Source organism: Romboutsia sp. CE17, assembly GCF_012317385.1.
In the GTDB taxonomy this organism is placed as follows: domain Bacteria; phylum Bacillota; class Clostridia; order Peptostreptococcales; family Peptostreptococcaceae; genus Romboutsia_E.
Map to the genome: position 1 here is coordinate 1,382,443 of NZ_CP051144.1, position 25,633 is coordinate 1,408,075.

The window sequence follows — 25,633 nt, forward strand, 5'->3', positions numbered from 1 at the left end:
TAACATCCTTGTCCCATACTAACAATAAGAGCCTCTATAATCTACTCCATCGAATTTAGCTTTTACTTTGACTCTTTTTGCTCCAAACTCTTTTTCTACATCAAACGGAATTTCTATAAAAGTTGCATCTTTATCTTCTATTTTCTTTATTGTCGCTTCAAACTTATAACTCATACTAAACTCCTTTTATTCTACTTTCTTGATATTTATCATTATATAACAAAGCCTTACTTACAAAAAGAAGTTCATCATAAATAGTAGAACATTTCATTTAATTTCAAATATATGGTAAAATATCCATAAATAAAATAGAGCATTTGTATTATTGCGAAAATGCAATACCAAGAAAGGAATACAATATGAAAAAAATTTTAAAAATAGTGTCTATACTTTTAATAGTCATTATATCAATTAGTGTATTCTTCTATACAAGATACTTAAATCTTGATACTTATACATGGGATACGGATAATGATATATTAACTTTAGGAGAAAAACAATATAAAGTTGAACCATTCAATAGCTTGGAAGATTTAAAATTAGAAAAACAAATAGGTAAAATTGAAGGAGAAGATTACTCATTTAGGGTATGGTCTATCAAAGGAGAAAACTCTGATGAGCGTATCGCTATTAGTGGTTTTATGTTTCCAGCAGATACGTATCGCAGGATTAAATAAAGTTCTATATTCTCATAAAAACTATATGAATTTTTAAAACAAGATTTACTATGTATTATTTATAATTATAGATATAAAAATAGAGTAAGGTATTTATTATGTAACTACCTTACTCTATTATGTATATATTATTAATTAAAAACTATTCTTTTATAGCCTATGCTAAAGATTCAACTGGGCATGCAACTTTATTTAATTTCTCATTTAAGTCAAGTAATTGTTCTTTTGTAACTTCTACATGACCAGCACCAAGAAGACTTGTTAATCTAAGTATAGTAAAGCTTCCCATCATTGTTATTAGACTATCTATATTATTATTTTCTTTATCTTCGTCTTTCTTTTCTCCTACTTGGTCTGCACCCATCATTCCTGACATTAAAGGAGTTAAAAAGTCAGTAAGTATTTTTCCAGCTTCTTCGCATTCCATTATTTCAGATATTTTATTGTTAAGAGAGAAATATCCTTCTGGTGCATCTATATCAAACCAGTTTAATATAGCACCCTTTTCTTTTAAACGATAATCTTCGTTAAATACTTCTACTTTACGTATAAAGCTGCTATCTTTACAGTCACCAGCTATAGCTTCTAAAGTAGTTTCTCCCATATTTGGTACTTCGAAATAGAAGAAGTGTTCTAGTGAAGTTTGTTTTCCAAGGCTTACACCATTTGCAAATAATTCTACTTCTGGTTGATTTGAGTAAACAGTAACTTTTGTAGTTTCCTCTACTCTATCAACATATCTCTTACCACATATATGAACGAATGGCTCATCTGATAACCAAGCTTTATAAGCATAGAAAGCATCTTTTTTGTATTTACGGTCAAATGTAACTAAACCTTTGTGGTTTTGTCCATTTTCTCCACCTTCATTACGCGCATCTGCTCCAAAGTCAAACATATTCCATACATGTGTTGCCCACATATATTTTCTTGTAAAGAATTGTTTTATTAATTCTTCATGGTAGTATGCTTGATATTCTTCTGTATAATCACCTTGATCTGGATTTGATGTATGCCAATCTAATGCTTCACATCCATATTCACTACACCCTATTGGTATATTTGGATATTTTGCATGGAACTCATCAAACCAAGGACCGTTCATAGATGTGTCTCCTCCGTACCATCCGAAGTAGTGGTTGTATGATACTACGTCTGGTATTTGTACGTATGGGTCATCCATGCTACACATAGATACACAAGCTATTGTTGTTAAACGAGTTTTATCCATATCATGTACTAAGTCATTTAATATTGTATGATTTTCTCTTAAATCTTCAGTAGATTCTCCTGACATTGTTATCTCATTTGATAATCCCCATACAACTATAGATGGATGGTTATAGTTTTGAGTTATTAATTCTTTCATTTGAGATATTGTGTTTTCTCTACCATTTGGCATATGTGTAGATATATATGGTATTTCTGCCCATATAACTAAACCTCTTTCATCACATAAATCATAGAAGTATTGGTCATGTTGGTAGTGAGCAAGACGTATAGTAGTTGCTCCTAATTCACATATCATATCCATATCTTCTTCATGATGCTCTGGTAATAATGCATTACCTATTCCCCATCTATCTTGGTGACGAGAAACCCCTCTTAATGGATATTCTTCACCATTTAATATGAACCCTAATTCTGGATCTATTTTAAAAGTACGGCATCCAAATCTAGTGCTTACATTATCTAAAACTTCATCATCTTGCTTTAATAATACTTCAACACTATATAAGTATGGATCTTTTTTACCATGCCATAAGTGAACATTTTCTATTTCAAATGTAACTAAAGTTTCTGATGCATTTGTTTCTTTTTGTTCTATTATATTTCCTTCTTGATCTTTTAATATATATACTAATTTTTGATTTTCCATAGTATTTGTTGTAAATACTTCTACATCAACTTTAGCATTTGCATCTATTACTTCTGGAGTTACCTTTATTCCTGGTCCACCATAGTATTCTACATCAAAGTGTGAGTTGTTTAATGAAAGTATATTTACATTACGGTAAAGTCCACCGTAGAAAGTAAAGTCTGCATTTTGTGGATATACTCTATCATTTTGAGCATTATCTACTTCAACTACGAATAAGTTTTTATCTTCTAATACATCAGTAATGTTTACTCTCCATGTAGAATAACCACCATCATGATGTGCTAATTTCTTTCCATTAACATATACAGTTGCAGAAGAATTAGCCCCATTAAATTCTAAATAGTATTTATCAGCCTTTGGTAAATCTATTTTTTCTAATTCTTTTGCATAATACGCTGTTCCTCTATAAAGGTCATTTCCTCCATCTTGTCCATCTATATCATTCCAAGTGTGAGGTAATGAAACCCAATACCATTTATCTGGCATTACTTTTGGTGCTTCTGAAGCTTCTTTAGAGAATGCCCATTTTGTATTAAAATTATATACTTTTCTCATTTATTTCCTCCTTAAATCTAAAATGTATATATATATAATTTGATATATTAACAAACTTACATCTCTTAGAATAAACATTTTCCTAAGTGATAAGTTAATTATAACAAGAAAAGCACTTTTTTTTATTTACATATCCGTCTATAATATTCATATATCCGTTTTTTTACATTTTTACTAAATAGAGATTAATTACTTATTACGATTAAGGGGAGAAATTTATGCAGTTAGATATTATAAATTTTACAACAAAACTATTATCAAAATGTATTCCAGTGAAAGTACAACATTTCAAAAAATTCCAATGGGATTCTTTAACTTTTGAAAAAGATTCAGATTTTTTTTCTATGATAAATTATCATCTTCTTAAGTGTATAGAGCCGTATCTTAAACAATGCGAAACTTCTACTATTACAAATATTATAACTCCATTTAATACAAATCATTATATATTGTGTATATCAAAAGAAGAAGATGAGCACCTTGTTATTGGACCTTTTGTAGAAGATCCTATTACTGATGATTTAATTTATCCTATTATTAATAATCTAAAACTTAACTTAGACCATTCTGCTAAACTAAAACTTTATTATCAATCGATTCCATCTATTGATGCAACAACAGTATTTGAAATTTTATCTACTATAAATGAATATATTACAAATAATCAACTACCGCCTCGTCTAAATACTATTGACTTAAGTATTTTGCCAAAACAGGATTCTAGTTATGATTTATTTGTTGAAAATATGAATCGTACATCTATGTATAAAGAACTTGAAGATAGATATGCTGCTGAGGATAAGTTGCTATCTTATATTAAAAATGGTGATATAATCCTTGCTCAAAAACAATTTGCAAAATATCCTATAAGCTGTTCAGAAATTATTCGTACTAAAGACTCTGTAAGAAACACGAAGAACTTACTATTAACTGCTAATACATTATTTCGTAAAGCTGCTTATTTTGGTGGGGTACATCCTATATACTTAGATGAATTATCAGGTAAATGGGCAATAAAAATAGAACAAGCACTATCATTAGAAGTACTTAATAATCTTCATATTCAAATGATAAATTCTTATTGTCTTCTTACTAAGGAGCACTCTCTCTCACAATATTCAGAAATTGTGAAACAGGCTCTTATGTTTATTAATTTAAATATTTCATCTAACCTTACTGTAAAAAGTGTTGCTCATGAAGTTGGTCTTTCTCCTGATTATTTAACTCGTTTATTTAAAAAAGAATTGGGAGTTAATATTATTACATATATTAATAAAAAACGAATTGATACCTCAATTGAATTGTTAAAGAGTACAAACTTATCTATAGAAGAAATTGGAGACTTAATTGGTTTAAATAATACATCTTATTTTTATACACTATTTAAGAAGGAAGTTGGAATTTCACCAAAACAATATAGAAATAGCCTAAAGTCTAAATAAAATTTATGTAACTAAATATAATTTTCTATAATAAAAAAGAGCTAAAAACTTAGCTCTTTTTTTATAGCATTATTCTTATCTCAAAACATACATATTAATTTTTCGTTTAATATATTTCTTTTACTTCTCTTGTTTATATAAGTCACAAATCCTTTCAAGATTATCTGTAATATGTAAAAATACTCGATAGAAATTCTCTCGGTCCTCCTCATTTAAGCTGCTTGAAGCCTTGCTAACACCCATAGCGATAGCCTCATTCATCTGCTTGTTTATCTCTATACCTTCTGGTGTCAGCATAATTTTTGTACGATATTTACGTCCAGAATCCCTTTCGGCAGGCCTTACAAAGCCTTTTTCAGTAAGGTCAACAATCGTTCTCGATACGGCAGCCTTATCTTCAATGCACAGTTTGCATAGTTCCGTAGCAGTAAGTCCTTCTGGATTTTTACCCAGATAATACATACACATCATATGGTTAGCCTTCATTCCCATACGCTCTGCTTCGGCAAGCTTAATTTTTTGAATACACTTATATGCCTTTGTAAGAGAATTTGTAAATATCTCGAAGCGTTCTATAAGTTCCATCATAATTATGCTATATCTTTCTTTTCTTTGATAAGTTAATAGAACCATAGACAAATAGAGATAACGCAAGTAAGAACTGTGCTGGATAATAAGTTCCAAGGCATAGATAATTTGTTCCTGGAATATCTCCAAACATGTTTAACATCAGCATAAGATCCGAGAATATGAATAAAATACTTCCTATTGCAATTATAATATTTATAGAGCTCTTTTCTTTCACTAGATTTGAAATTGCCTTACCTACCATAAATGAAATTATAATAGCATAAACACAACATACACTTTGCATTAAAGCTACTTCGAAATCTAAAAACGGAGTAAACAATATAACAGACAGTCCAATTACCGAAATACTAATGCCACATATAAAATCTCTACGATTCATTTTTTCCAACATACAGTAAGATACAAAATAGAATATGTGAGCCACTGCAAATGCTGCTGCACCAAGGTAGAAATTAAGTACTAGTAGTATATCTCCTAACATAGCAAATATTAAGGCAACCATCATCCATATAGGAAATTTTAAGTTCGTTTTGTTTTTGATGCAATACATAAAATTAATAAGTCCTGTTATCACAAACATGATACTAGCAATAGATTTAGCAAATAATCCACCACCAAACATATACCATACATCAAAAATTAATATTAAAGCTAGCATAATGGCATTTGCCATCACAAGTGATTTTTTCATATTATTTTCTCTCTATGTAATTTTAAAATTTGTTGATAAATCAACATTTTTAATATAACGCTAACTTGTTGATTTGTCAACAAGTTAGTCAGACACTCTTTATTTTTAATAAAATAGTATTAATTTTTAGAATATGATGATATACAAATACATAAAACAATAAAAAATCACACTATCGCAATGCTTTATACTATCCCTACAATAGATTATTATTTATGAGATAAACAATCAATTGACATTCATTTGGCCATTCCATATAATCATCTTAATAATATTGTCTAGTAATTAAACAATATTGTTTTTTTAAGGGGGGATAACATGAATGTAAAAGAATTTTGTGAGAAATATTATGTAGAAAGGAATGGAACAAATTGTTTAAAGTGGGATGCGCTTGATACAAGATTTGGCGATCCAGAGCTTATCTCAATGTGGGTTGCTGATATGGAGTTTAAAACACCTGAATGTGTTACTGACGCACTAAAAGAAAGAATCGATCATGGTATATTTGGTTATTCTTATGTGCCTGATACTTATTATCAAGCTGTAATTGATTGGGAATACAATCATCATGGATATAAAATTGAGAAAGATTGGATAAGGACTTCTCCAGGTGTTGTTTCAGCATTATATTGGGCAGTAAATATGTTTACAAAAGAAAATGATTCCGTAATTATATTAACACCTGTCTACTATCCATTCCATAACTGTGTAAAAGATAGTAATAGAAATTTAATAACATGTGACTTAAATTATGACAATGGAATTTACACAATAAACTATGACAAATTTGAAGAAAACATTATTGAAAATAATGTAAAATTATTTATTCTTTGCTCTCCTCATAATCCTGCCGGACGCGTATGGAAAGAAGAAGAACTTGAAAGATTACTTGAAATCTGTGAACACCACAATGTATTAGTAATATCTGATGAAATACACCAAGACCTTGTTTTTGGAGAACACAAACATATACCAACAGCTTCTATTGCTAATGGTAAATATGAAGATATGGTTATTACTGCATTTGCTTCTTCTAAAACCTTTAATTTAGCAACTTGTTTAACTTCTACAATTGTAATAAAAAATGAAAAGCTTAGAAATACTTGGGATGAATTCACTAAAATTTATAATCAGGTTGAAGTAAATATATTTGGCTTGACTGCTGTAGAGGCTGTATTAAAAGGTGGAGAGGAATGGTATCAAGCTCTTAAAGAGGTAATCTTACACAACTATAATACTGTAGTTGATGAGATGAAAGAGTTTCCTGACACATACATTGCTCCACTAGAAGGAACTTATCTTTTATTTATGGATTTAAGAAAATATATACCTCTTAATCAAATTAAAGAATTTACACAAGATAAATGCCGATTAGCTGTAGACTATGGTGAATGGTTCGGTGAGAACTGGAAAGGATTTATACGTCTTAATCTAGGAACTCATCCTGATATAGTTCTAAAAGCAATAACAAATATAAAAGATAATCTTCGTAACATAAAAAATAAATAAGGGGTTTGGAATAGGAGATACACATGAAAACTTTATGGAATACTTATAAATCATCTATATTATTATTAGCTTCAATGTTACTTGGAGGCATTATAGGATTTTTCTGGGGAGAGGGCGCACAAGTATTACAGCCAGTTGCGGATATTTTCTTAAACTTATTATATTGTTGTGTTGTTCCTTTAATATTTTGCTCATTAACATCAGCTATTGCTAAAATGGAAAACTTAGCAAAACTAAAAAAAATTCTTTTAGCATTTTTAGTAGGAACTATTGTTACTGGAATTATAGCATGTCTATTTATGGTAGTTACATGTCTAATATTTGATCCAGGTAAAGGAGCTGTTCTTGATTTAACACAAGATGTAGAAAACATAGAAGGTAGTATGAACTTCTTAGGAATGTTTACAGTCAATGATTTCCCACTACTTTTCTCTAAAAGTAATTTAATGGCATTAATAGTCTTCACTATTATATTCTCTATTGCAATTATAATGTCTGGAGAAAAAGGTAAGCCTATTCTTAAGCTTATTGACAGTTTATCTGAGATTATTATAAAAGTCATAGGAATTGTTATGAAAATAGCTCCAATTGGTCTTGGTTGTTACTTTGCAATATTAATAGGTCAATATGGTGAGCAAGTTATTGGTCCTCTATCAAGAGCACTTTTAATTTACCTTTGCGTAGTTATTATTTATTTTGTATTTTCACAAACAGCTATGGCATATATAGGTGCTGGCACAAAAGGTGTAAAAAAATGGTGGCAAACTTCATTACCATCAACATTAACAGCACTTGGAACATGTTCATCAGCTGCAACTTTACCAGTAAATATAATCCAAGCTAAAGAACTTGGAATACCTGATGATGTTGCTGATATTACAATCCCACTAGGTGCTAACTTGCATAAAGATGGAGCTTGTATAATTCAAATATTAAAAATTGCATTTTTATGCTCAGTATTTGGTATGACTTATGCGACACCTAAAAATATTATTTTATCTATTGTTGTATCAATTGTTGCATCTATTGTCATGGGTGCTATTCCAGCCGGTGGATATGTTGCTGAAATATTCATAATTTCAGCTTTTGGTTTCCCAACTGTTGCAATTCCTATAATGGTATTAATCGGAACTATTACTGATCCTCCAGCAACAGTAGTTAACGTTACAGGAGATACAGGCCTAGCCATGGTTATAGCACGCTTCGTGGAAGGTAAAAATTGGATGAATGATAAGGAACAAACAAAACAAAGTCTAAAAATATAATCGTGTATTCTATAAGACATATTAAAAATTAAATAGTAAATTTATATCTAAAGGCTATGATGAAAAATCATAGCCTTTTATATTTTTATATAATGCTTCCAACTTATATCTTTTCCTTAAGTAAATTTATATTAAAACTATAATGTAATATCAACTAGAAATTATTTTATAGTTATTTTTATGTATTTCTATCTATTTTTATATTAAATATTATTAATTGAAAATGATTATTGTTTTTACTTATTGCATGAACTATAATTTTATCATAATTGTTTTTTATTAAATAATTTATATTCAAAAATCATAATATTTGGAGGTAAACATGAGTTTTTTAATTTCTATCATTATTGCTATATTTTTCGTAGTAGTTTTTCGTAATTTTATAAAAAAGCATTCTAAGCTTTGTTATATAATAACTACTATATTATCTATTTTATTAATAGTAGGTACATATACCGGCACGATTTCTAACTTGCCTAGTTGGTTTACTAATAACGTATACCCTATTTTAATAAAAAGTAGCTTCTCTACTGCTTTATTTGTAATTGTTATGTATACTGGAGCATTTAAAAACGGAAGTTCATTGGTTAAATTTTTAATGCCTATTAGAGCTGAACTATCTATAATTGCAAGTATCCTTACTCTTTCTCATAATATTTCATTTGGTAAAAATCACTTTGTAAAACTTTTTACTGCCCCGCAAACAATGGCACCTAATATGTTTATAGCTGCTATCATAAGTATCCTATTAATAACTCTTATGATTCCACTAATGATTACATCTTTCCCAAGTATAAGAAAGAAAATGGGAGCTAAAAAGTGGAAAAAGCTTCAAAAAACTGCATATTTATTCTATGCACTTATTTATGCTCATGTAATGTTTATAATGGTTCCTATTGCAAAATCAGGTATCTTAGATTATAAGGTAAATGTTTTAGTTTATAGCATAATATTCCTTACTTATGCTGCAATGCGTATACATAAAGAATGCGTTAAAAAAGGTCTTTCTAAACCAAAATCTTTAGCTCCTATAATAGCTGCAACTATATCATTTGCTTTAATTAATGGTTATGCCTTCTATAATTAATCATCTATGATAGTTGGTGCTAATGATATAGTTAATGAAACTGTTGAAGAAGAGTAATATATTAAAAAAAAGAGATATCAAAAAAAGTTAGCTTCCTTTGGTATCTCTTTTTTATTTCAAGATTGTTCATTCATATCATTAATACTAATTTCGATACTATTAATTCTATCCTCATCTAAGCTCTTAATAAATTCAATATAATAATATTCCCACTCATTATTTATATCAAATTCACTATAGATCACATCTTTTAACTTTAATTTATTCATTCTACACTCTTCATTAAATATAAACTTACCTAAAATTGATAATTCAAGATTTGTTAAGGAATTAAACAATTGTGTATATTCATCCTTAAATAAACAATCACTTTCTAACATATCTATAAAATCCTTTATAGAATTTATCTTAGATTTTATAATATTGATTTTATTAAATATATTATCTTCCTCAATTATAGCTTCAATTATATTTTTAAATTCATCATCATCTAAACTATTTTCTTCCTCTATTATAAATCTATTTTTAGGTATTTCTTCATTTTTAGTGATTACTAAAATATTTTTAAAATTGTTATTCTTTATACCTGATATAGTTGAATTTATTATGACTTTTTTATATCTTTTAAGATAATTAATTTCATCTTCATTTACTATATTAAAATCATCTATAATTTTATCTACACATAAATCTATTAATTTACTTATATCATTATTTAAATTTTTAAGATTTTCTTCTAAATACATAAATTCATCTTCATTAATCTCTAATGTTTTATAATTTCTATTTATAATAAAAGAAAATACAGCATTGGTAATAGTAAGTTCAAATACATTAATTAATAAATCTCTATAATTTATATGATACATTCTTCCATACTGCTCTAACATATTCTTTATAGAACTTTGATCAAAATACCTACAAATTCTATTTTCTATATTAATATTTTCAAGATAATTCTTTATATAATTAAGACCTTTAACGCTCCAATCATCAAAAGCCAAAGGATAATCTATACTTCCAGGCGCATCATGAGGCTCAAATTTAATATCATAATTTACAAAGAAAGCTTTAATGCCTTCTAGTAAAGTATCATTATAAGCTATAATTTCAATATCTAGCTTATTTTCAATAGTTTTTTCATATAGCTCTTTTGTAATTTCAAATTTTTCTTTTAAAATTATCTTTCCTTCATTATACATTTTTTCTAAACTTTTATTTTTTATAACCTCAATACTATCTTCTATATTATCAAAGCTAGATAAATAGGCATCTATTGTATACCATATAGCAATAAGTAGTTTTTCAGCAGTTTCATTTGTTACTGAGCTACTCTCCCCCTTAGTATATTTCATGATAATTTCTTTTAAAAGCTTTCCTAGCTCTAACTGTGTAGTGTAAATTACTTTATTATCTATAATATTTGCTTTTATACACTCTTTCACAAGAGATATATAGTATTGATTTTTATCTATATTATTAATATTAAATTCATAGTTTGTTGTTTGTAAATTCATTACATTTCACCATCTATTCCCCATCTATATTTTTTAGCAAACTCCTCTGACTTTTCTTGGACAATATCAACTCTTCCACTACAATTATTATAAAATTCATCTATTATCTCAATAATTTCTATATCGCTTATTTGATCTAAAGTCTCATTTTTTAAATAATAAAATATCTCCTGTAAATCATTAATTACCTCTACATAATCATCTTTATCTGTATACTGAGATTTATATAAATTTTCTATAATTCTTTTTGTTACATTGATATCTAGTTCAATTCTTCCATAATTTTTTAAGGTATTATTTCTTGAATTTATTATTTCTTGAACATCTTCTTTATTTAAAGTTAATCCATATATTTGTGACTTTTCATTTAACTCTAATATCTCACTTTCTTGCATAATTTGTAAGCTTGAATTTAATGACTTTAATATTATTGGAGAAATCATATTTTACCAACTCCTTTTTTATAATTTTCTATTGACTTTTGTTTATTTTTATGATATAATTAAGTTGAGAATATTTTTATTAATGTTGAGGTTTTAATATTAATTATAATAAAATCAAATACTTTTGTCAATAAATTCAATAATATAAGTATAGCCATTCTAATCATCCATAATATTTTGCTCAGTCCTAATAATTACATCTCTATACCCTACGTATAAAATACCGACTCCCCTATCATAACGTCAAATATTTATATATCTAATTGAAACTTACCTATATAAGTAACATTTTCTATTACTCTAAAAAACTCATAATAAACATTATTACAAGCTTCATTTAATCACTTTTATATAATAGATTTATAAGTACAACATTTTTTCATACAAGTATTTAAATTTTTTAATTATCTATCTAAAGACTTACTATTTTATTTATTATTTTTATTTTTGTTTTTATTTTTATTTTTCCCCATAGTGGTTCTCCAAGTTGATTTCAACTTCGACTATGAGTATACATACACTATACAAACTGTATCAAAACTCCTCACATATATTTAAAAACCCCTTAAGCTATTGCTAGAATAGAAAAGCTTTTAAAAATATACGACTTATGGGAATTTAGAAATATGCATCTTAATAATTTATTGAAGAAAAGCTTACTGATAATAATTTCCATGAGAGACTTCCGAAAATCTAGATTAAAATTAAGATTATCTATTCCAGAAGTTGATTGCTTATATAATGTTACTAAATCTGTTATTAGTGGATATGAATGTAATAGGTATAATCCCACTAAAGAAGTGCTTATTTTCTTATCTTCTAAATTTGATATGGATTATCTTTGTATGGCTGGGTATCAAAACTTGTATATAATTTTGATGTGTTTTTGGAGAAGCTAAATTTATGGATAAATGAAAATAACCTTACTAAACTTTATTAAAATATCAGTTAATTCTTTTTCATAATCATATCTTAATGCATCATATATAATATGCTATGTTTACAAAAAAATAGTTTGGAAAAAATCCAAACTGATAATATCTATTTTATAAAATCTTTTATTTTCTGGCTAACAACTTCTTTATCCATATCAATAGTTATGTTAAGTTCATTCAAAAATTTGCCTAGCCACTCTTGTAAGCTAATATCATCTAAATCATCTGAACATCCCTTAAGTACTTGTGATTTCTTTACTACTGCAATAGCTTCATCAAGTTCTATATTAAATTTACGATTTAAATATATTACTATAGTTGGTAATACATCACTTACCATAGCTACCACTCCCATCTTTATCATAATTATCTTTTATAAAAGTTAACATATTCAGTGAATTCTTTGTTTTAAAAGTATATTGATCTGTTTTATATTCAAATTGTAATTCTTCTAAAAGTTCATCTTCCGTAATAAAATCACTTATATAGTCTCTCATTAGCTGTTTTATCTTCCCATCTGCCATTAATCCAATTACTATATCATAATTATCCTCACAATCATTGATTTTATTTCTATTTTTTAAAATATAATCTAACCATTCTTTATTGTACTCATTTAATATAAGAATATTTAATGTTTCAAAACTCTCCTTTTCCTTATATATATACTCTTTTATTATTGAATTTTTATTATTTAAAATTTGCCTACTTCTCTTTGACCAATTCCTTGCTTGTTCATATATAGAGGTAAGATAAAACCCATTACCAAAATCTTTAGGCCTACTGCTTGCATTTAAATCTATGTTGTTACCATCGAATTCAACAGAAGTTCCATGATATAAAGTTCTCGTCATTAAATCTACTCCCTATCCATATATGATTTTAATATATAAAATTCATCTATATATGCACTGTATAAATCTAACTCTAATAAATCTATATTATAGTTACGTTTTTCTTCAAGCTGTTTAATTTTATTATCTAGTTTTTTATAATCTATTTTGTCTATTGTCATATTCTCACGGTTATTTTCAACTAATTTTTTTATTACATTATATTGTGGTATAGTATCCCTATACAAAATAGATTTAGATTCTTCTGTTTTTTTATTTAATCTTTTGCTCTTTATTTCCAATGGTCTATAGTTAATACTTCTATCAATTACTTTAGCAACTTTCATTGCATTTACTTCAATACTTTTTTCTGCTTTTATTGAATATATTTGAGCAGTATTATATTTAAAATTATGCATTGGCGATATCTTCTTTTTATCTTTATTTCTTTTTATAAATAATCTATTTAACATATAATCACTTCTCTTTTTATATTTTTTATAGTTTTATATATTTATTATACATAAGTTTCAATTTATTTTAAACTAATCTATTATAAAATTAACTATTTTGATTTATTTTATAATAGATTATTCCACTATACTTATACCTATGTTTTTCTATAACTATAGTCATATCTCCTTTGTATACTTCTATATTTTCATTTAGATTATAATATCTATGGTTAATAACATCATATAACTCTTCAACTTTAAATTTATACTTTTAGATATTAATTTAAAAATCTTAATTTTAAAACTTTTATTTTGTTTATCATATAGTAATTTATCATTATTCATTAAATAACTTTTATAAAGAACTTAACAAATTCTCGCCAAAGTTGGATATTTTATAAGAATTTGTTTTTTCAATTCTTTTAAAACTTTTAAATTTACTTTTTTACCTTTATATATTCCATCTAAATAATTCTACATATTTAATCTACTAGACCAAAGTATAGCCATATATTTTTCCTAACTTAAGAATCTATAACCCCATGTATAAAATACCGACTCCCCCTATCATAACGTCAAAAGATTTATATACCTAATTGAAACTTACCTATATAAGTAACATTTTCTATTGATCTTTTAAAACTCATAATAAACATTATTACAAACTTCATTTAATCACTTTTCTATAATGGAATTTATAAGTCCAACATTTTTTCATATAAGTATTTAAATTTTTCTAAATTACCTATCTAAGGACTGACTATTTTATTTATTATTTTTATTTTTCTTTTTATTTTTCTTTTTATTTTTGTTTTTGTTTTTATTTTTCTTTTTCCCCATAGTGGTTCTCCAAGTTGATTTCAACTTCGACTATGAGTATACATACACTATACAAACTGTATCAAAACTCCTCACATACATTTAAAAACCCCTGAAGCTATTGCTAGAATAGAAAAGCTTTTAAAAACATACGACTTATGGGAATTTCGAAATATGTATCCTCATGAATTATCTGGTGGTATGGGACAAAGAATGGCATTAATTAGGACATTATCAATTGATGAAGAGTTATTTAAAAGTTATGATGTTGGAGATATGATTAAACTTAAATTAATTGAGATGCTTGATAAAAAGTTTTATACCGCCTTCTCCATATAACATTTACAGGTTTAAACTTTTTAAAAATTCGTGTTAAACTGTCATTTGTTTTCATATTTCTAACTCCTTGTGATATAATTCCTTTATGGAATATTATTCCAAATATCTTTTCAAAAGGTTGATAATGCACAAGTTGGTGATTCCTCTAAAGTTAGATATTTTAATGGATGACCAACGCTTAAAAATAATATTAAAAAGATGGGAGTAACTTATTATGAGATTTAAAAAATATATAGTATGTGGTTCAATGATAGCAGTTTTATCATTAGGTGGGCTTATCATAGGAAATGCAAATGAAAAAGTGACTACAGTTGATGGTAAAGATGTTATTTCATCATATAATAATTTGATAAATAAAGATGGTATAGAACATTTAATCTTAACAGAAAACAATGGTATTACATTAGATATTTATAGAGATCGAAATAGTGGAAAAGAAAGAGTTGATTATTACGATGAGAATGGAATACTTGTAGAAAGAAGTATTGCAACAGACTTTGGTTCGAGTTTTTTAACACTGTCTCAATATACTAATGAAAATGGAGAATGGGATTATACATTAACAAAAACATTGCCTCCAAAAGATGCAGTATTAGAAAATAAAGAACTTATGAAAAAATCTATGATAGATGGATACTTTGAGGAAGAGTTTGTAAATGGGATTTATGGTAATTGGAAGAAATCTAATACAAATGGAAGTTTAGTACAATACTCAGATGAAAATAATAATATTTATGTAGATTCTAGTACGGGAGAAGTTGTAAAAAGAGAAATTGTATCTAAAGGCGAGGTTTTAAGAACTTTAGATGTTGAGATATTAGGTTATAATCAAAAAAGTGTAGATTCTATATTTAATATTGACGCACCATTTATAAAAGATAGTGCTATCGTAGAAAATAAAAGTATAAGATCAATTAGTAAAGGTTTAAAGATTGAGATAGAAGATAATTCAAATGTTGAGTATGATTCAAGTAAAGGAATTGGTTAATTAAAAATAGATAAATTTGAATAGTTGCTACTATTATTATAACCATAATAATTCTTTAATATCAGTATATATGTCATCCATATAATTTATAGTGTTATTCACACTAGATATAGTAGCCCATACTTCAGGTAGGAGTATACATTTACTATCTATACTCCTATCAAACTTTAATTATCAGTCTCTATTCTATATGAATACCCTTCACTTTATTTTAAAATAACTCCTAAAACAAGTTTAGAAAATAATATTCCTTAAAATATGGTACAAATCCCCCCTCATTTTAATACTATAAACTATACAAGCTAATTTTACAGGGGGTGATTTAATGCAAACAATAGTAGAAGTAAAAGACCTCTATAAAAACTTTTATAGTAAAGAAGGAGAAGTAGAAGTACTAAAAAACATCAGCTTTACTTTAAAAGAAGGTGAAATCTTAACACTCCTTGGACCATCTGGAAGTGGAAAGTCTACTATTTTAAACATACTTACAAATCTTTTAAAACCAACATCAGGAGAAGTAAATATAAAAGGAACTATAGGATATATGTTTCAAAAAGACCATCTACTTGAATGGCGAAATATAATGGACAATATAACTATTGGGCTTGAAATACAAAATAAAAAAACACCTGAAGCTATGGCTAGAATAGAAAAACTTTTAAAAACATATGACTTATGGGAATTTAGGAATATGTATCCTAATGAATTATCTGGTGGTATGAGACAAAGGGTTGCATTAATTAGAACACTATCAGTTAATCCATCAATATTACTTTTAGACGAACCATTCTCGGCTCTTGATTATCAAAATAGACTTTTAGTTAGTGATGATGTTTATAGAATTATTAGAAATGAAGGTAAGTCTGCAATACTAGTTACTCATGATATATCAGAAGCAATTAGTATGTCTGATCAAGTAGCCATCTTATCAAGAAGACCTGCTACAGTAAAACATATATATGATATACACCTAGAAATGGATGGAGAAAGAACTCCTCTTAAGAGTCGTAAGGTTCCTGAGTTCCAAAATTACTTTGATATTTTATGGAAGGAGCTTGATACTTATGAGAATTAGTAAACTATCTCCAGCATATAAAAATTATCTTAATGATATAAAAAAAGAAAAATATAAAATTTTAATATATCAAATATTATTATTAGTTGGTTTACTTGTACTTTGGGAAGTTCTTGCTGATGCAGGGTTTATAAGTACTTTCTTATTTAGTAAACCTAGTGATATTTATAGATTATTTATCAAATATCTTCTAACTGGTGAGTTATTAACTCATATCGGAGTTTCTGTATATGAAACAGTTTTAGGGCTTGTAATTGGTACGGTACTAGGAATAATAATTGCTATAGCTCTTTGGTGGTCTGAAAGATTATCTAAAATCTTAGATCCATTCTTAGTAGTTTTAAACGCACTTCCTAAAACTGCACTTGCACCTATTATAATAGTTTGGGTCGGAGCTGGTGTAAAAGGAATAGTTGTTACTGCAGTTACTATTTCAATTGTTGTTACAATCCTATCTTCTTATAATTATTTTACTAACGTTGATGAAGAAAAAATTAAAATGTTAAAAAGTTTTGGTGCTTCTAAATTCCAACTATTATATAAACTTATTTTACCAGCTAATATTGGTAATTTAATTAATTTAACTAAGATTAATATTGGTATGGCATGGGTCGGAGTTATTGTAGGTGAATTCTTAGTTTCACGCTATGGTATTGGTTATCTAATAGTATATGGAAGCCAAGTATTTAAACTTGATTTGGTTATGATGGGAGTATTTGTTCTTGCAGTATGTGCATGGCTTATGTATGCTATTGTAAATTTAATCGAAAAATTTTATAAAAGGAAAAGATCATAAAAAATAAGGTGCTTTAAAAATTATAAAGCACCTTATTTTGTAAATTCATCTATAAATTAACTATATTTAGAATTTCTTAATTTAAAATTACTTTAGATAATTTTCTATTTCCAAAGCAACTTGCTTTCCTAATGCAGTTGCATAACATGCAGTTTTTTGACCTTGAATTATATCACCTGTAGCAAATACATCTTCTATACTAGTTCTAAAATTCTCTGTAATAACACATCCTCTTTTGTCTAATTCAACTGGGGCTATATCTTTTATTCCGTCTGCCATTTGTCCTACTGCAAATATTATTGTATCTGCTTCTATTAATAAATCTGAGTTATCATTTGTCCCTTTAAATTTTATTGCACATGCCTTATTATTTTCATCTCCTAAAATTTCAACTGAATCAAAATGGTCAAATATAGGAACATTAACAAACCTTAAGTAATTTAGTTCCTTTTTACTTGCAGTCATTTCTTCAAGACCATTTCTTACAACTACTCTAACTTTATCATATCCTATTAGCTTAGCAGTTGTTCCACAGTCCATTGCTACATCTCCTCCACCAATTACAACTGCACTTTTACCAACATTTACATGTCCATCTTTGCTTTTTGCTTCAGCCAAGAAACTTACTGCGCTCATTACTCCTTCATATTCTGAACCTTTTATATTTAAAACTCTACCTTTACTTAATCCACAGGATAATAAGAATGCTTCAAATCCTTCTTTTCTTAAATCATCTAATGTAATATCTTTTCCCACCATTGTGTTAGTTCTAAATTTTACCCCTAAACTCTCAATATATTCTACGTCTTGCTTTATTGCATGTTTTGGTAATCTATGTGGTGGTATTCCATAACTTAACCATCCACCTACCTCTTCTCTAGCTTCTATAACAGTTACATCATAGCCATCTCTAGCTAACATAGCTGAAGCTGTAAGACCTGATGGACCTGCTCCTATTATAGCAACTTTTTTTCCATTGCATTTAACTTCACTCTTAGATTTTTCACTTTTCCAGTAATTATCTTTTTCGTATTCAGTAAGGAATTTTTCTATGTATGGGATCATTATAGGTTCTTCTAGATTTGTATTTTTGCATCCTCCTACACAATATGTTTCATAAGGACAAACTCTAGCACATATAGCCGCTAAAGGATTTTTCTCTCTAATAGTTTTGACTGCTTCATCTAAATTACCATCAGCTACTAATTTTACAATATTTTTAGGATCTACCCCAATTGGACAACTTTTACTACAATAGGCTTCATCGCATAGTAAACATCTCTTTGCTTCTGAAATAGCTTCTTCTTGAGTAAAATATTTACCTGACTCAGTTAAATACCCTACATTATTCATTTTTATAACCCTCCTAAAAAGTATAAATTATTTTTGATGTGATATAACTCATTGTTTGACATGTATTATTAAGAAACGCTTTCACAATTTAAGTATACTACATATTAATATATATTAGTAAGTTTTTACATTTTTTATTTATTTAATTGTCAAAAATATATTTAGAAATATATAATAAATCCTCAATAAAATATTTTTATTCATTGTGCCTATGATTATGTAGAATAAAAAAACTTCTACATATTGTAGAAGTTTTATTTATAATTATTAAGCATTTTCAAAAGTGTATATAGCATCGATTCTTGTAATATATATTAAATCATCTCTACATCCTATATATTTAGCATATTTTTTTACCTTTTCTTTGCATCCCTCTATATCTAACACACTATCCGTTTCTATTAATTCTTTTATGTAAATATCCATTAAATTAGCTTTGTATTCACTTATATCATAACCTAAATAATTAGCTAATCTTTCTATTTCACAAGAAAAGTCTCCATCTTCTTTTATAAAGTACTCATAAATATCTATTCTATATGGATTTAAAGATATTATTTGCTCTACAACTTTACACTCATCTGGCTTTCCTATAAATCCATCCTTATAATTGTTAAATAAAGCATTTGCTTGTCTTATTGATTTATTATCTATATAACAGTGTACTTTATTTACATTATTATCCAATAAGGCATCTATTATTGCGTAATGTATATTAAAACAATCATTATAAATGTATTCTGCTAATTTTTTTATAATAGGCTTTATTTCATAAAACTTAGTTATATTATTTTTACGTCCTTTTCCATTTGAGTTCATGTTCTCTTTTATTAAATTATTAAATAATCTAGGAAAATCTAAATATTTTTTACAGTATTGCTCTTTAAAAATATTAAAGTCTATAGTTATTACCTTATATGTAACTATTGTTTCTACACCTTTTTTTATAATACCATCTATTAATTCTTCTCCAAAAGCTAAGGCTTGATCTGATATTTGTTTTATAGTATGAAAATTATTTAAGCACTTTTCCTCAAAAGTATTAGATGTATTTAAAGCATAAGACTGGAATTGCTTTCTTATGCTATTATAATTATCCATAGTGTCATCAAACTCCACGATAGCACCATTTATATCAAAATTAACCATATATTAATTAACCTCCTATAAATTTCACTAATAAATATGAAATATACTTATTTTTTTAATAATATATAATTAATTTGATTAATAAATTCATATTCCTTCTAAATACGTAATTTGTCTAAAGTTTTTTTATATCATGTTGAAAATCCCCAAAATTACAGGAATAAACATAGCTGGTAGCAAATTAGCTACTTTTATGTTACATACCTTTAACATGTTAAGACCTAGTGCCATTATTACTAAACTACCTACTGCAGTCATTGAATTTATTACACTTTCACTCAACAATCCTGATAAAAAAGAAGCTCCAATAGTTATAGTTCCTTGATAAATAAATACAGATATTGCAGAAAATATGACACCAATTCCCATTGATGCAGAAAAAATAATTGCTAAAATTCCATCTAATATTGATTTTGCAAATAAAGTATCATGAACTCCCTTAAGTCCACTTTCTAAAGAACCAACTACTGCCATTGCTCCAACACAGAATAATAAACTTGCTGAAACAAATCCTTGAGCAATAGATGTCTCTTTTCCTTTGTTATTTTTACAGATTTTCATTTCTAAAAAATCTCCTAATCTATTTAACCATTTATCTATATCTATTAACTCTCCTATTATGGACCCTATGACTATAGATATTATCATTACTAAAGTACTGCTACCTTCAAGAGCTCCAGATATTCCTATATACATTACACATAGTGCTATACCATTTATTACAGTATTACTAAGTTTATCCGGTATATTTCCTTTAATTAAAATACCAATAATACAACATGTAGCTATTGCCACTGTGTTTACTATTGTTCCTAACATAATAATCCCCCCAATTAATTTATTTTGAATATATTATAATATAATATATCATTTTCTGAATTTTCACAATCATTTTATTTATTTAATAAAGATTTTATATATATTCCCGGATTCTTAGCAAAATCTTGAAAAGATTTATTTGTAAATACTACATGTTCTCCCAAAAATCTTTTATATCTAGCTTCTTCTTTTTTTAATGAGTCATCTTTTTTGCCTTGATGATTATTAAATACCATAATTTTTAATGGGGGTTTATTTCTACTCGTTTGGACTCTTTTTAACATATACTTTATATGCATATCAGCCTCTGGAAATGAATATCCACAAAATATTAATATATCACTTTCTCTTAGAGCTTTTTCACTTTCATTCCACACAATATTTAAAAATACATTAGATATATTTTTAAAGTAAGTTGGAGGTACTATAATAGGAACAGTTATCTCATTACAATTTAAACACTTAGCTCCCTCAATATTATCAAGAATTCTCATAACTCCACCTTCATATGGAGTTAATGTTAGGCTACTACATATAGGACAGTACATCCAATTTAAAGATCCATGTATTTTATATAATTCAACCATTGGTTCTTTTGGTTTTATCCAATTAGACCCTTGTGAAAAATTAGTGAAATTTATCCCATAATCTAACATTATAGGTGACTTCTCTTTATCATATAGACTAGCGATAGTATTATCTATATTAATATCATAGTTAGCACTGATAAAAGTTGTATCTAGTAACATACCTTCTTTTAGTAAATTATTTACAAGCAATTTATGATAAGTATTAGCATTCTTTTTATTTACAGATTTAGCCATTAGTAAAATTAAATACTGTCTAATAAATCTTATACTATCACTTTCTTTATTAACTATCTCTAGAGCAAAATTTTTAAAAAATTCTCTTCTTTGTTCGGCTAAATCTAAAAGCCCTAATACTTCTTCGAATGTTGGAAAATTAACTTTATCTATTTTTTCTTTTTTCAAATCTATATTAAACATTTGATCAAAAAATCTATGTAATTCTTTGTTCATTTCTTTATCATAATCACTAGGTTTTAAATTTTTAAAATACTCACTAAAAAGCTCATTTTGTATTGGTAGATTTTCTGCAGCTGATGCTCCAGCACCTAAGAAAATAGCTATTTTCATTTTAAATCCTCCAAATTTAATACATATGTTAACTTTTCTTATATAAGTTATCTTATGTTTTTATCAAAAAATTATAAGCTACTCTGCACATGCGCCTATCCCTTTTAGTTTTTAATATATATTAAATTAAGTATTGTCACTATTTACTTATTTTTCTTTCTATAAACAAAAGGTGAAACTCCTGTTTGTAGTTTAAATTTTTCAATAAAATAACTGGCACTTCCAAATCCGCATTGATAAGCTATGTCAGTAATAGATTCATTAGTTGTGATTAGCAAATTTTCACTTACAACTAATCTATAATTAGTAATATACTCAAAAATAGAACAATTCATATATTTTTTAAATTCTCTACAGCAAGCACTCCTTGATAAATTCACTTCATCTGATATATCTTTTAAATTGATTTTTTCCATATAGTGATTATGAACATAATTTATAATTATCTTTATTCGAGATGTATTATAAATTAGCTTATTACTAGAAAATATTGTGAAATAATTTTTAACCATCTTGTTCCAAATACTTAATAGTAACATAAGTATTTTCAATTCAAATCCAATATTTTCTTCATTATACTCATTATAAATTTCCTCAAGCTCTTTTAATACGCTGGATTTCCAATCAGTTTTATTATCAAAAACACAGTATTTTATCATTGGATTATCTAAATATGGTCTAATATATTTTATGTTTATTATATTTCCTGCAAAGCCGTAAATAAGACTTGGATGAAAATCAAAACAAATATAAGCACTCTCAATATCTTCATGATTTTTTGCACTATGTAATTGCTGAGAATTAATAAATAATCCTTCTCCTTGTGATAATATTATTGTTTCTCCTTCAACATTAAAATTTACAATTCCCTTTATAACAATACAAAATTGAAGCTCTTCATGCCAATGCCAATCAACAAACCCCAATACATTTTTATTAATCTGAGTTGAATATATGGCAATTGGAAATTCAGAAGATCCATGTTTAGTTGTTTCTCTTTGATTTTCATCAATATTTATATCATAAACTTGCATAATATTCTCCTTATGTTAGCTAAAAAATAAAACTTAATTTAAGTTTTATCAATATAGTTATATTTATTGATTATATTATTATATAAATTGCCAATTATAGTCAATATAATTATATTATACAATATTTTAATTTATATATAGAAAGGAAATAGTTTTATGAAAGATTCATCAAGGGTAAAGGGTCTATTTCTAGTAATATTTGGAACATTTCTTTGGGGTGTTTCGGGAGTTGTAGCCCAATATTTATTTGAAAGGGAAAATTTTACACCAGAGTGGCTTGTAGTTGTTAGAATGATAATTTCTGGAACAATTATTTTAGTTTTTTCTTTACTTAAAGGTGATAAAAATGTAATTGAAATATGGAGTAAAAAAGAAAATATTATTAAGATTTTAATATTTGCTTTATTTGGAATGCTAGGTGTTCAATATACTTATTTTGCTGCTATACTTCATGGAAATGCTGCAACTGCAACAATACTTCAATATTTATCACCTGTGATAATTACAATTTATTTAGCTTTTTCTAGTAAAAAACTTCCATCATTAAAACAAATATCTTGTATTTTTATGGCAATTTTAGGAACTTTTTTAATTATTACAAAAGGAAATTTAAGCACTTTAGCAATATCTAAAGAAGCTATTTTCTTTGGGGTATTATCTGCATTTGCATGTGCTATATATACATTACAACCTTCTAAATTGTTAAAAAATTATGGTTCATTATGTATAGTTGGATGGGGTATGTTCATTGGTGGTATTGCTTTTAGCTTCTTTTATCCTCCGTTTAATTGTATAGGAAATTGGTCTTTTAAATCAGTCTTAGCCATTGCTTTTGTAGTATTATTTGGTACATTAATTGCATTTTATTGTTATTTAGAAAGTTTAAAATATATTGAGCCTTATGAAGCTAGTGTGTTTACTTGTATAGAACCTCTATCTGCATCTATACTTTCAATAATTTTTTTAAATGTAAGCTTTAGCTTAATACAATTAGTTGGCATATTATGTATAATTATTACAATTTCAATACTTTCATTTAGCAAAAAAAATGATAATTCGGTAGATATTGAAAAGTGTTAAAATATATTATAAACTAAAAATCGCAACTATATTAGATATAATATACATCTAATTGTAGTTGCGATTTTTATGTGAAATTAACATATTTTTATATATTTATTTTTAATATCTATAAAACATAATCTCATTAGAGTTAATATTTTTGTTCGTATACTGCATATTCTTTCCAGATAGTTTCTAAATCATTAAAGTACTCTTTAATATCTTCTTTTTCTTTCATCCCTACAGAAATAGCTAAAGCATTTGCTACACTTAATGCTGGAACTAATGAATCAACAAATGAAGCCATATTACTTTTAACTAATAATATATTATCTGAAAGAGATGCTACTGGAGAAAACATACTATCAGTTATTGATATTATATGAGCTCCCTTACTTTTAGCGTATTTAGCCACCTGATAAGATTTTCTTGAATATCTTGGGAAACTTATACTTATAAGAACATCCTCTTCATTCATTCTTACTACCTGTTCAAATGCATCTCCCATATCCATTCTTACTATGTGTACATTATCAAGTATTATATCTAAATAAAATCCTAAGTACTGAGCTATTGTAAATGAACTTCTCATTCCTAATATATATATTTTTCTTGCTTTTAAAATACTCTCTGCCGCACATTTAAAAGCATTTTTATCTATTCCCTCTAAAGTGTCTCTTATATTATCAATGTCACTTTTTAATACTTTATTTAATATAGTTGCATCATCTGAATATTCACTACGAGCCATTTCAACCCTTTGAACTGTTGTTAATTTATTTTTTATAAGTTCCTGTAACGCATCTTGTAACTTTGGATAACCAGAATATCCTAGTGCATTAGCAAACCTAACTACTGTTGATTCACTTACACCTACAGTTTCACCAAGTTTACATGCTGTCATAAATGCAACCTTGTCATAATTATTTAATATATATTGAGCAATAAGCTTTTGCCCCTTACTTAGCCTTGCGTATTGGCCTTGTATATTTGAAATAAGATCTTTACTATCCTTCATTTCTATTTTTTCTTTATCGTTCATAGATATCTCCTTTTAGTACTTTAAATCCTTTTTTTCTATTATAAGTACATTATACCATTTTTGAATGTATTTTTTGAAATATTGATTATTTTTATAAAAATCATGCAAAATTTTGATT

The 25,633-nt window shown here is 26.8% G+C and carries 25 protein-coding genes; 10 read left to right on the plus strand and 15 right to left on the minus strand.

The features are described 5' to 3' along the window. Nucleotides 1–18 precede the first annotated feature (18 nt). A complete protein-coding gene (locus HF520_RS15410; RefSeq protein WP_330586318.1) occupies nucleotides 19–174 on the minus strand; it encodes a DUF1905 domain-containing protein in 156 nt (51 codons plus the stop codon). Nucleotides 175–359: 185 nt separating this feature from the next. Between HF520_RS15410 and HF520_RS06640 the strand changes: the two genes are divergently transcribed. Continuing rightward, entirely contained in the window at nucleotides 360–677 is a 318-nt protein-coding gene (locus tag HF520_RS06640; protein ID WP_168573269.1) for a hypothetical protein, read from the plus strand. Nucleotides 678–834: 157 nt separating this feature from the next. On the opposite strand, the gene HF520_RS06645 is transcribed toward HF520_RS06640, so the two are convergent. Next, nucleotides 835–3,114: a glycoside hydrolase family 2 protein gene (locus HF520_RS06645; RefSeq protein WP_168573270.1), complete on the minus strand. Its 2,280-nt coding sequence runs from the start codon at nucleotides 3,112–3,114 to the stop codon at nucleotides 835–837. A 218-nt stretch (nucleotides 3,115–3,332) separates the two neighbouring features. On the opposite strand from HF520_RS06645, the gene HF520_RS06650 reads away from it, so the two are divergent. Next, nucleotides 3,333–4,556, plus strand: a complete 1,224-nt coding sequence (locus tag HF520_RS06650; protein ID WP_168573271.1) for an AraC family transcriptional regulator — start codon at nucleotides 3,333–3,335, stop codon at nucleotides 4,554–4,556. Between the two features lie 120 nt (nucleotides 4,557–4,676). Here HF520_RS06650 and HF520_RS06655 read toward each other — a convergent pair whose 3' ends face one another. Both HF520_RS06655 and HF520_RS06660 read right to left on the minus strand, forming a co-directional pair. Beyond that, nucleotides 4,677–5,144, minus strand: coding sequence for a MarR family winged helix-turn-helix transcriptional regulator (locus HF520_RS06655; RefSeq protein WP_168573272.1), 468 nt, complete (start codon nucleotides 5,142–5,144; stop codon nucleotides 4,677–4,679). A gap of 7 nt (nucleotides 5,145–5,151) precedes the next feature. Next, on the minus strand, nucleotides 5,152–5,838 hold the full coding sequence (locus HF520_RS06660) for a lysoplasmalogenase (protein WP_168573273.1): 687 nt from the start codon (nucleotides 5,836–5,838) through the stop codon (nucleotides 5,152–5,154). Nucleotides 5,839–6,156: 318 nt separating this feature from the next. On the opposite strand from HF520_RS06660, the gene HF520_RS06665 reads away from it, so the two are divergent. The 3 genes from HF520_RS06665 to HF520_RS06675 all read left to right on the plus strand — a co-directional run bounded on the left by HF520_RS06665 (nucleotide 6,157) and on the right by HF520_RS06675 (nucleotide 9,699). After that, on the plus strand, nucleotides 6,157–7,347 hold the full coding sequence (locus HF520_RS06665; RefSeq protein WP_168573274.1) for a MalY/PatB family protein: 1,191 nt from the start codon (nucleotides 6,157–6,159) through the stop codon (nucleotides 7,345–7,347). A gap of 23 nt (nucleotides 7,348–7,370) precedes the next feature. After that, nucleotides 7,371–8,612, plus strand: coding sequence for a dicarboxylate/amino acid:cation symporter (locus tag HF520_RS06670; protein ID WP_168573275.1), 1,242 nt, complete (start codon nucleotides 7,371–7,373; stop codon nucleotides 8,610–8,612). Between the two features lie 322 nt (nucleotides 8,613–8,934). Then, the gene (locus HF520_RS06675; protein ID WP_168573276.1) at nucleotides 8,935–9,699 is read left to right on the plus strand and encodes a ferric reductase-like transmembrane domain-containing protein; all 765 of its coding nucleotides are present in this window, start codon (nucleotides 8,935–8,937) and stop codon (nucleotides 9,697–9,699) included. Between the two features lie 116 nt (nucleotides 9,700–9,815). On the opposite strand, the gene HF520_RS06680 is transcribed toward HF520_RS06675, so the two are convergent. The 5 genes from HF520_RS06680 to HF520_RS06700 form a co-directional block, all read right to left on the minus strand. Next, on the minus strand, nucleotides 9,816–11,216 hold the full coding sequence (locus HF520_RS06680; RefSeq protein ID WP_168573277.1) for a DUF6179 domain-containing protein: 1,401 nt from the start codon (nucleotides 11,214–11,216) through the stop codon (nucleotides 9,816–9,818). Continuing rightward, complete coding sequence (locus tag HF520_RS06685; RefSeq protein ID WP_168573278.1) at nucleotides 11,216–11,659, minus strand: DUF6323 family protein; 444 nt, start codon at nucleotides 11,657–11,659, stop codon at nucleotides 11,216–11,218. The genes HF520_RS06680 and HF520_RS06685 overlap by 1 nt, the downstream gene beginning before the upstream one ends. Before the next feature lie 1,041 nt (nucleotides 11,660–12,700). Continuing rightward, on the minus strand, nucleotides 12,701–12,934 hold the full coding sequence (locus HF520_RS06690; protein ID WP_168573279.1) for a hypothetical protein: 234 nt from the start codon (nucleotides 12,932–12,934) through the stop codon (nucleotides 12,701–12,703). Continuing rightward, the gene (locus HF520_RS06695; protein WP_168573280.1) at nucleotides 12,924–13,448 is read right to left on the minus strand and encodes a DUF3990 domain-containing protein; all 525 of its coding nucleotides are present in this window, start codon (nucleotides 13,446–13,448) and stop codon (nucleotides 12,924–12,926) included. The genes HF520_RS06690 and HF520_RS06695 overlap by 11 nt, the downstream gene beginning before the upstream one ends. 5 nt (nucleotides 13,449–13,453) lie before the next feature. After that, nucleotides 13,454–13,900 carry a hypothetical protein gene (locus HF520_RS06700; protein WP_168573281.1) on the minus strand — a complete coding sequence of 149 codons (447 nt, stop codon included), beginning with the start codon at nucleotides 13,898–13,900 and terminating at the stop codon, nucleotides 13,454–13,456. A 975-nt stretch (nucleotides 13,901–14,875) separates the two neighbouring features. On the opposite strand from HF520_RS06700, the gene HF520_RS15415 reads away from it, so the two are divergent. From HF520_RS15415 to HF520_RS06720, 4 genes are all read left to right on the plus strand, one after another. Next, on the plus strand, nucleotides 14,876–15,040 hold the full coding sequence (locus HF520_RS15415) for a hypothetical protein (protein WP_330586319.1): 165 nt from the start codon (nucleotides 14,876–14,878) through the stop codon (nucleotides 15,038–15,040). A gap of 214 nt (nucleotides 15,041–15,254) precedes the next feature. Further along, a complete protein-coding gene (locus tag HF520_RS06710) occupies nucleotides 15,255–16,028 on the plus strand; it encodes a hypothetical protein (protein WP_168573282.1) in 774 nt (257 codons plus the stop codon). Between the two features lie 325 nt (nucleotides 16,029–16,353). Further along, a complete protein-coding gene (locus HF520_RS06715) occupies nucleotides 16,354–17,103 on the plus strand; it encodes an ABC transporter ATP-binding protein (RefSeq protein WP_168573283.1) in 750 nt (249 codons plus the stop codon). Beyond that, the gene (locus tag HF520_RS06720; RefSeq protein WP_168573284.1) at nucleotides 17,093–17,899 is read left to right on the plus strand and encodes an ABC transporter permease; all 807 of its coding nucleotides are present in this window, start codon (nucleotides 17,093–17,095) and stop codon (nucleotides 17,897–17,899) included. The genes HF520_RS06715 and HF520_RS06720 overlap by 11 nt, the downstream gene beginning before the upstream one ends. Nucleotides 17,900–17,986: 87 nt before the next feature. On the opposite strand, the gene HF520_RS06725 is transcribed toward HF520_RS06720, so the two are convergent. From HF520_RS06725 to HF520_RS06745, 5 genes are all read right to left on the minus strand, one after another. Next, complete coding sequence (locus HF520_RS06725; RefSeq protein ID WP_168573285.1) at nucleotides 17,987–19,252, minus strand: FAD-dependent oxidoreductase; 1,266 nt, start codon at nucleotides 19,250–19,252, stop codon at nucleotides 17,987–17,989. A gap of 267 nt (nucleotides 19,253–19,519) precedes the next feature. Next, on the minus strand, nucleotides 19,520–20,401 hold the full coding sequence (locus HF520_RS06730) for a kinase (RefSeq protein ID WP_168573286.1): 882 nt from the start codon (nucleotides 20,399–20,401) through the stop codon (nucleotides 19,520–19,522). Nucleotides 20,402–20,527: 126 nt separating this feature from the next. After that, nucleotides 20,528–21,220 (minus strand): DUF554 domain-containing protein, encoded by a 693-nt coding sequence (locus HF520_RS06735; RefSeq protein ID WP_168573287.1) that lies wholly within the window; start codon nucleotides 21,218–21,220, stop codon nucleotides 20,528–20,530. Between the two features lie 74 nt (nucleotides 21,221–21,294). Continuing rightward, nucleotides 21,295–22,377 carry an SIR2 family protein gene (locus tag HF520_RS06740; protein ID WP_168573288.1) on the minus strand — a complete coding sequence of 361 codons (1,083 nt, stop codon included), beginning with the start codon at nucleotides 22,375–22,377 and terminating at the stop codon, nucleotides 21,295–21,297. Nucleotides 22,378–22,520: 143 nt separating this feature from the next. Beyond that, complete coding sequence (locus HF520_RS06745) at nucleotides 22,521–23,411, minus strand: AraC family transcriptional regulator (protein ID WP_168573289.1); 891 nt, start codon at nucleotides 23,409–23,411, stop codon at nucleotides 22,521–22,523. A 156-nt stretch (nucleotides 23,412–23,567) separates the two neighbouring features. On the opposite strand from HF520_RS06745, the gene HF520_RS06750 reads away from it, so the two are divergent. Continuing rightward, entirely contained in the window at nucleotides 23,568–24,491 is a 924-nt protein-coding gene (locus HF520_RS06750) for a DMT family transporter (RefSeq protein ID WP_168573290.1), read from the plus strand. Between the two features lie 133 nt (nucleotides 24,492–24,624). Here the strand turns inward: HF520_RS06750 and HF520_RS06755 are convergent, their stop codons facing one another. After that, entirely contained in the window at nucleotides 24,625–25,515 is an 891-nt protein-coding gene (locus HF520_RS06755; protein ID WP_207711040.1) for a MurR/RpiR family transcriptional regulator, read from the minus strand. Between the last annotated feature and the right edge of the window lie 118 nt (nucleotides 25,516–25,633).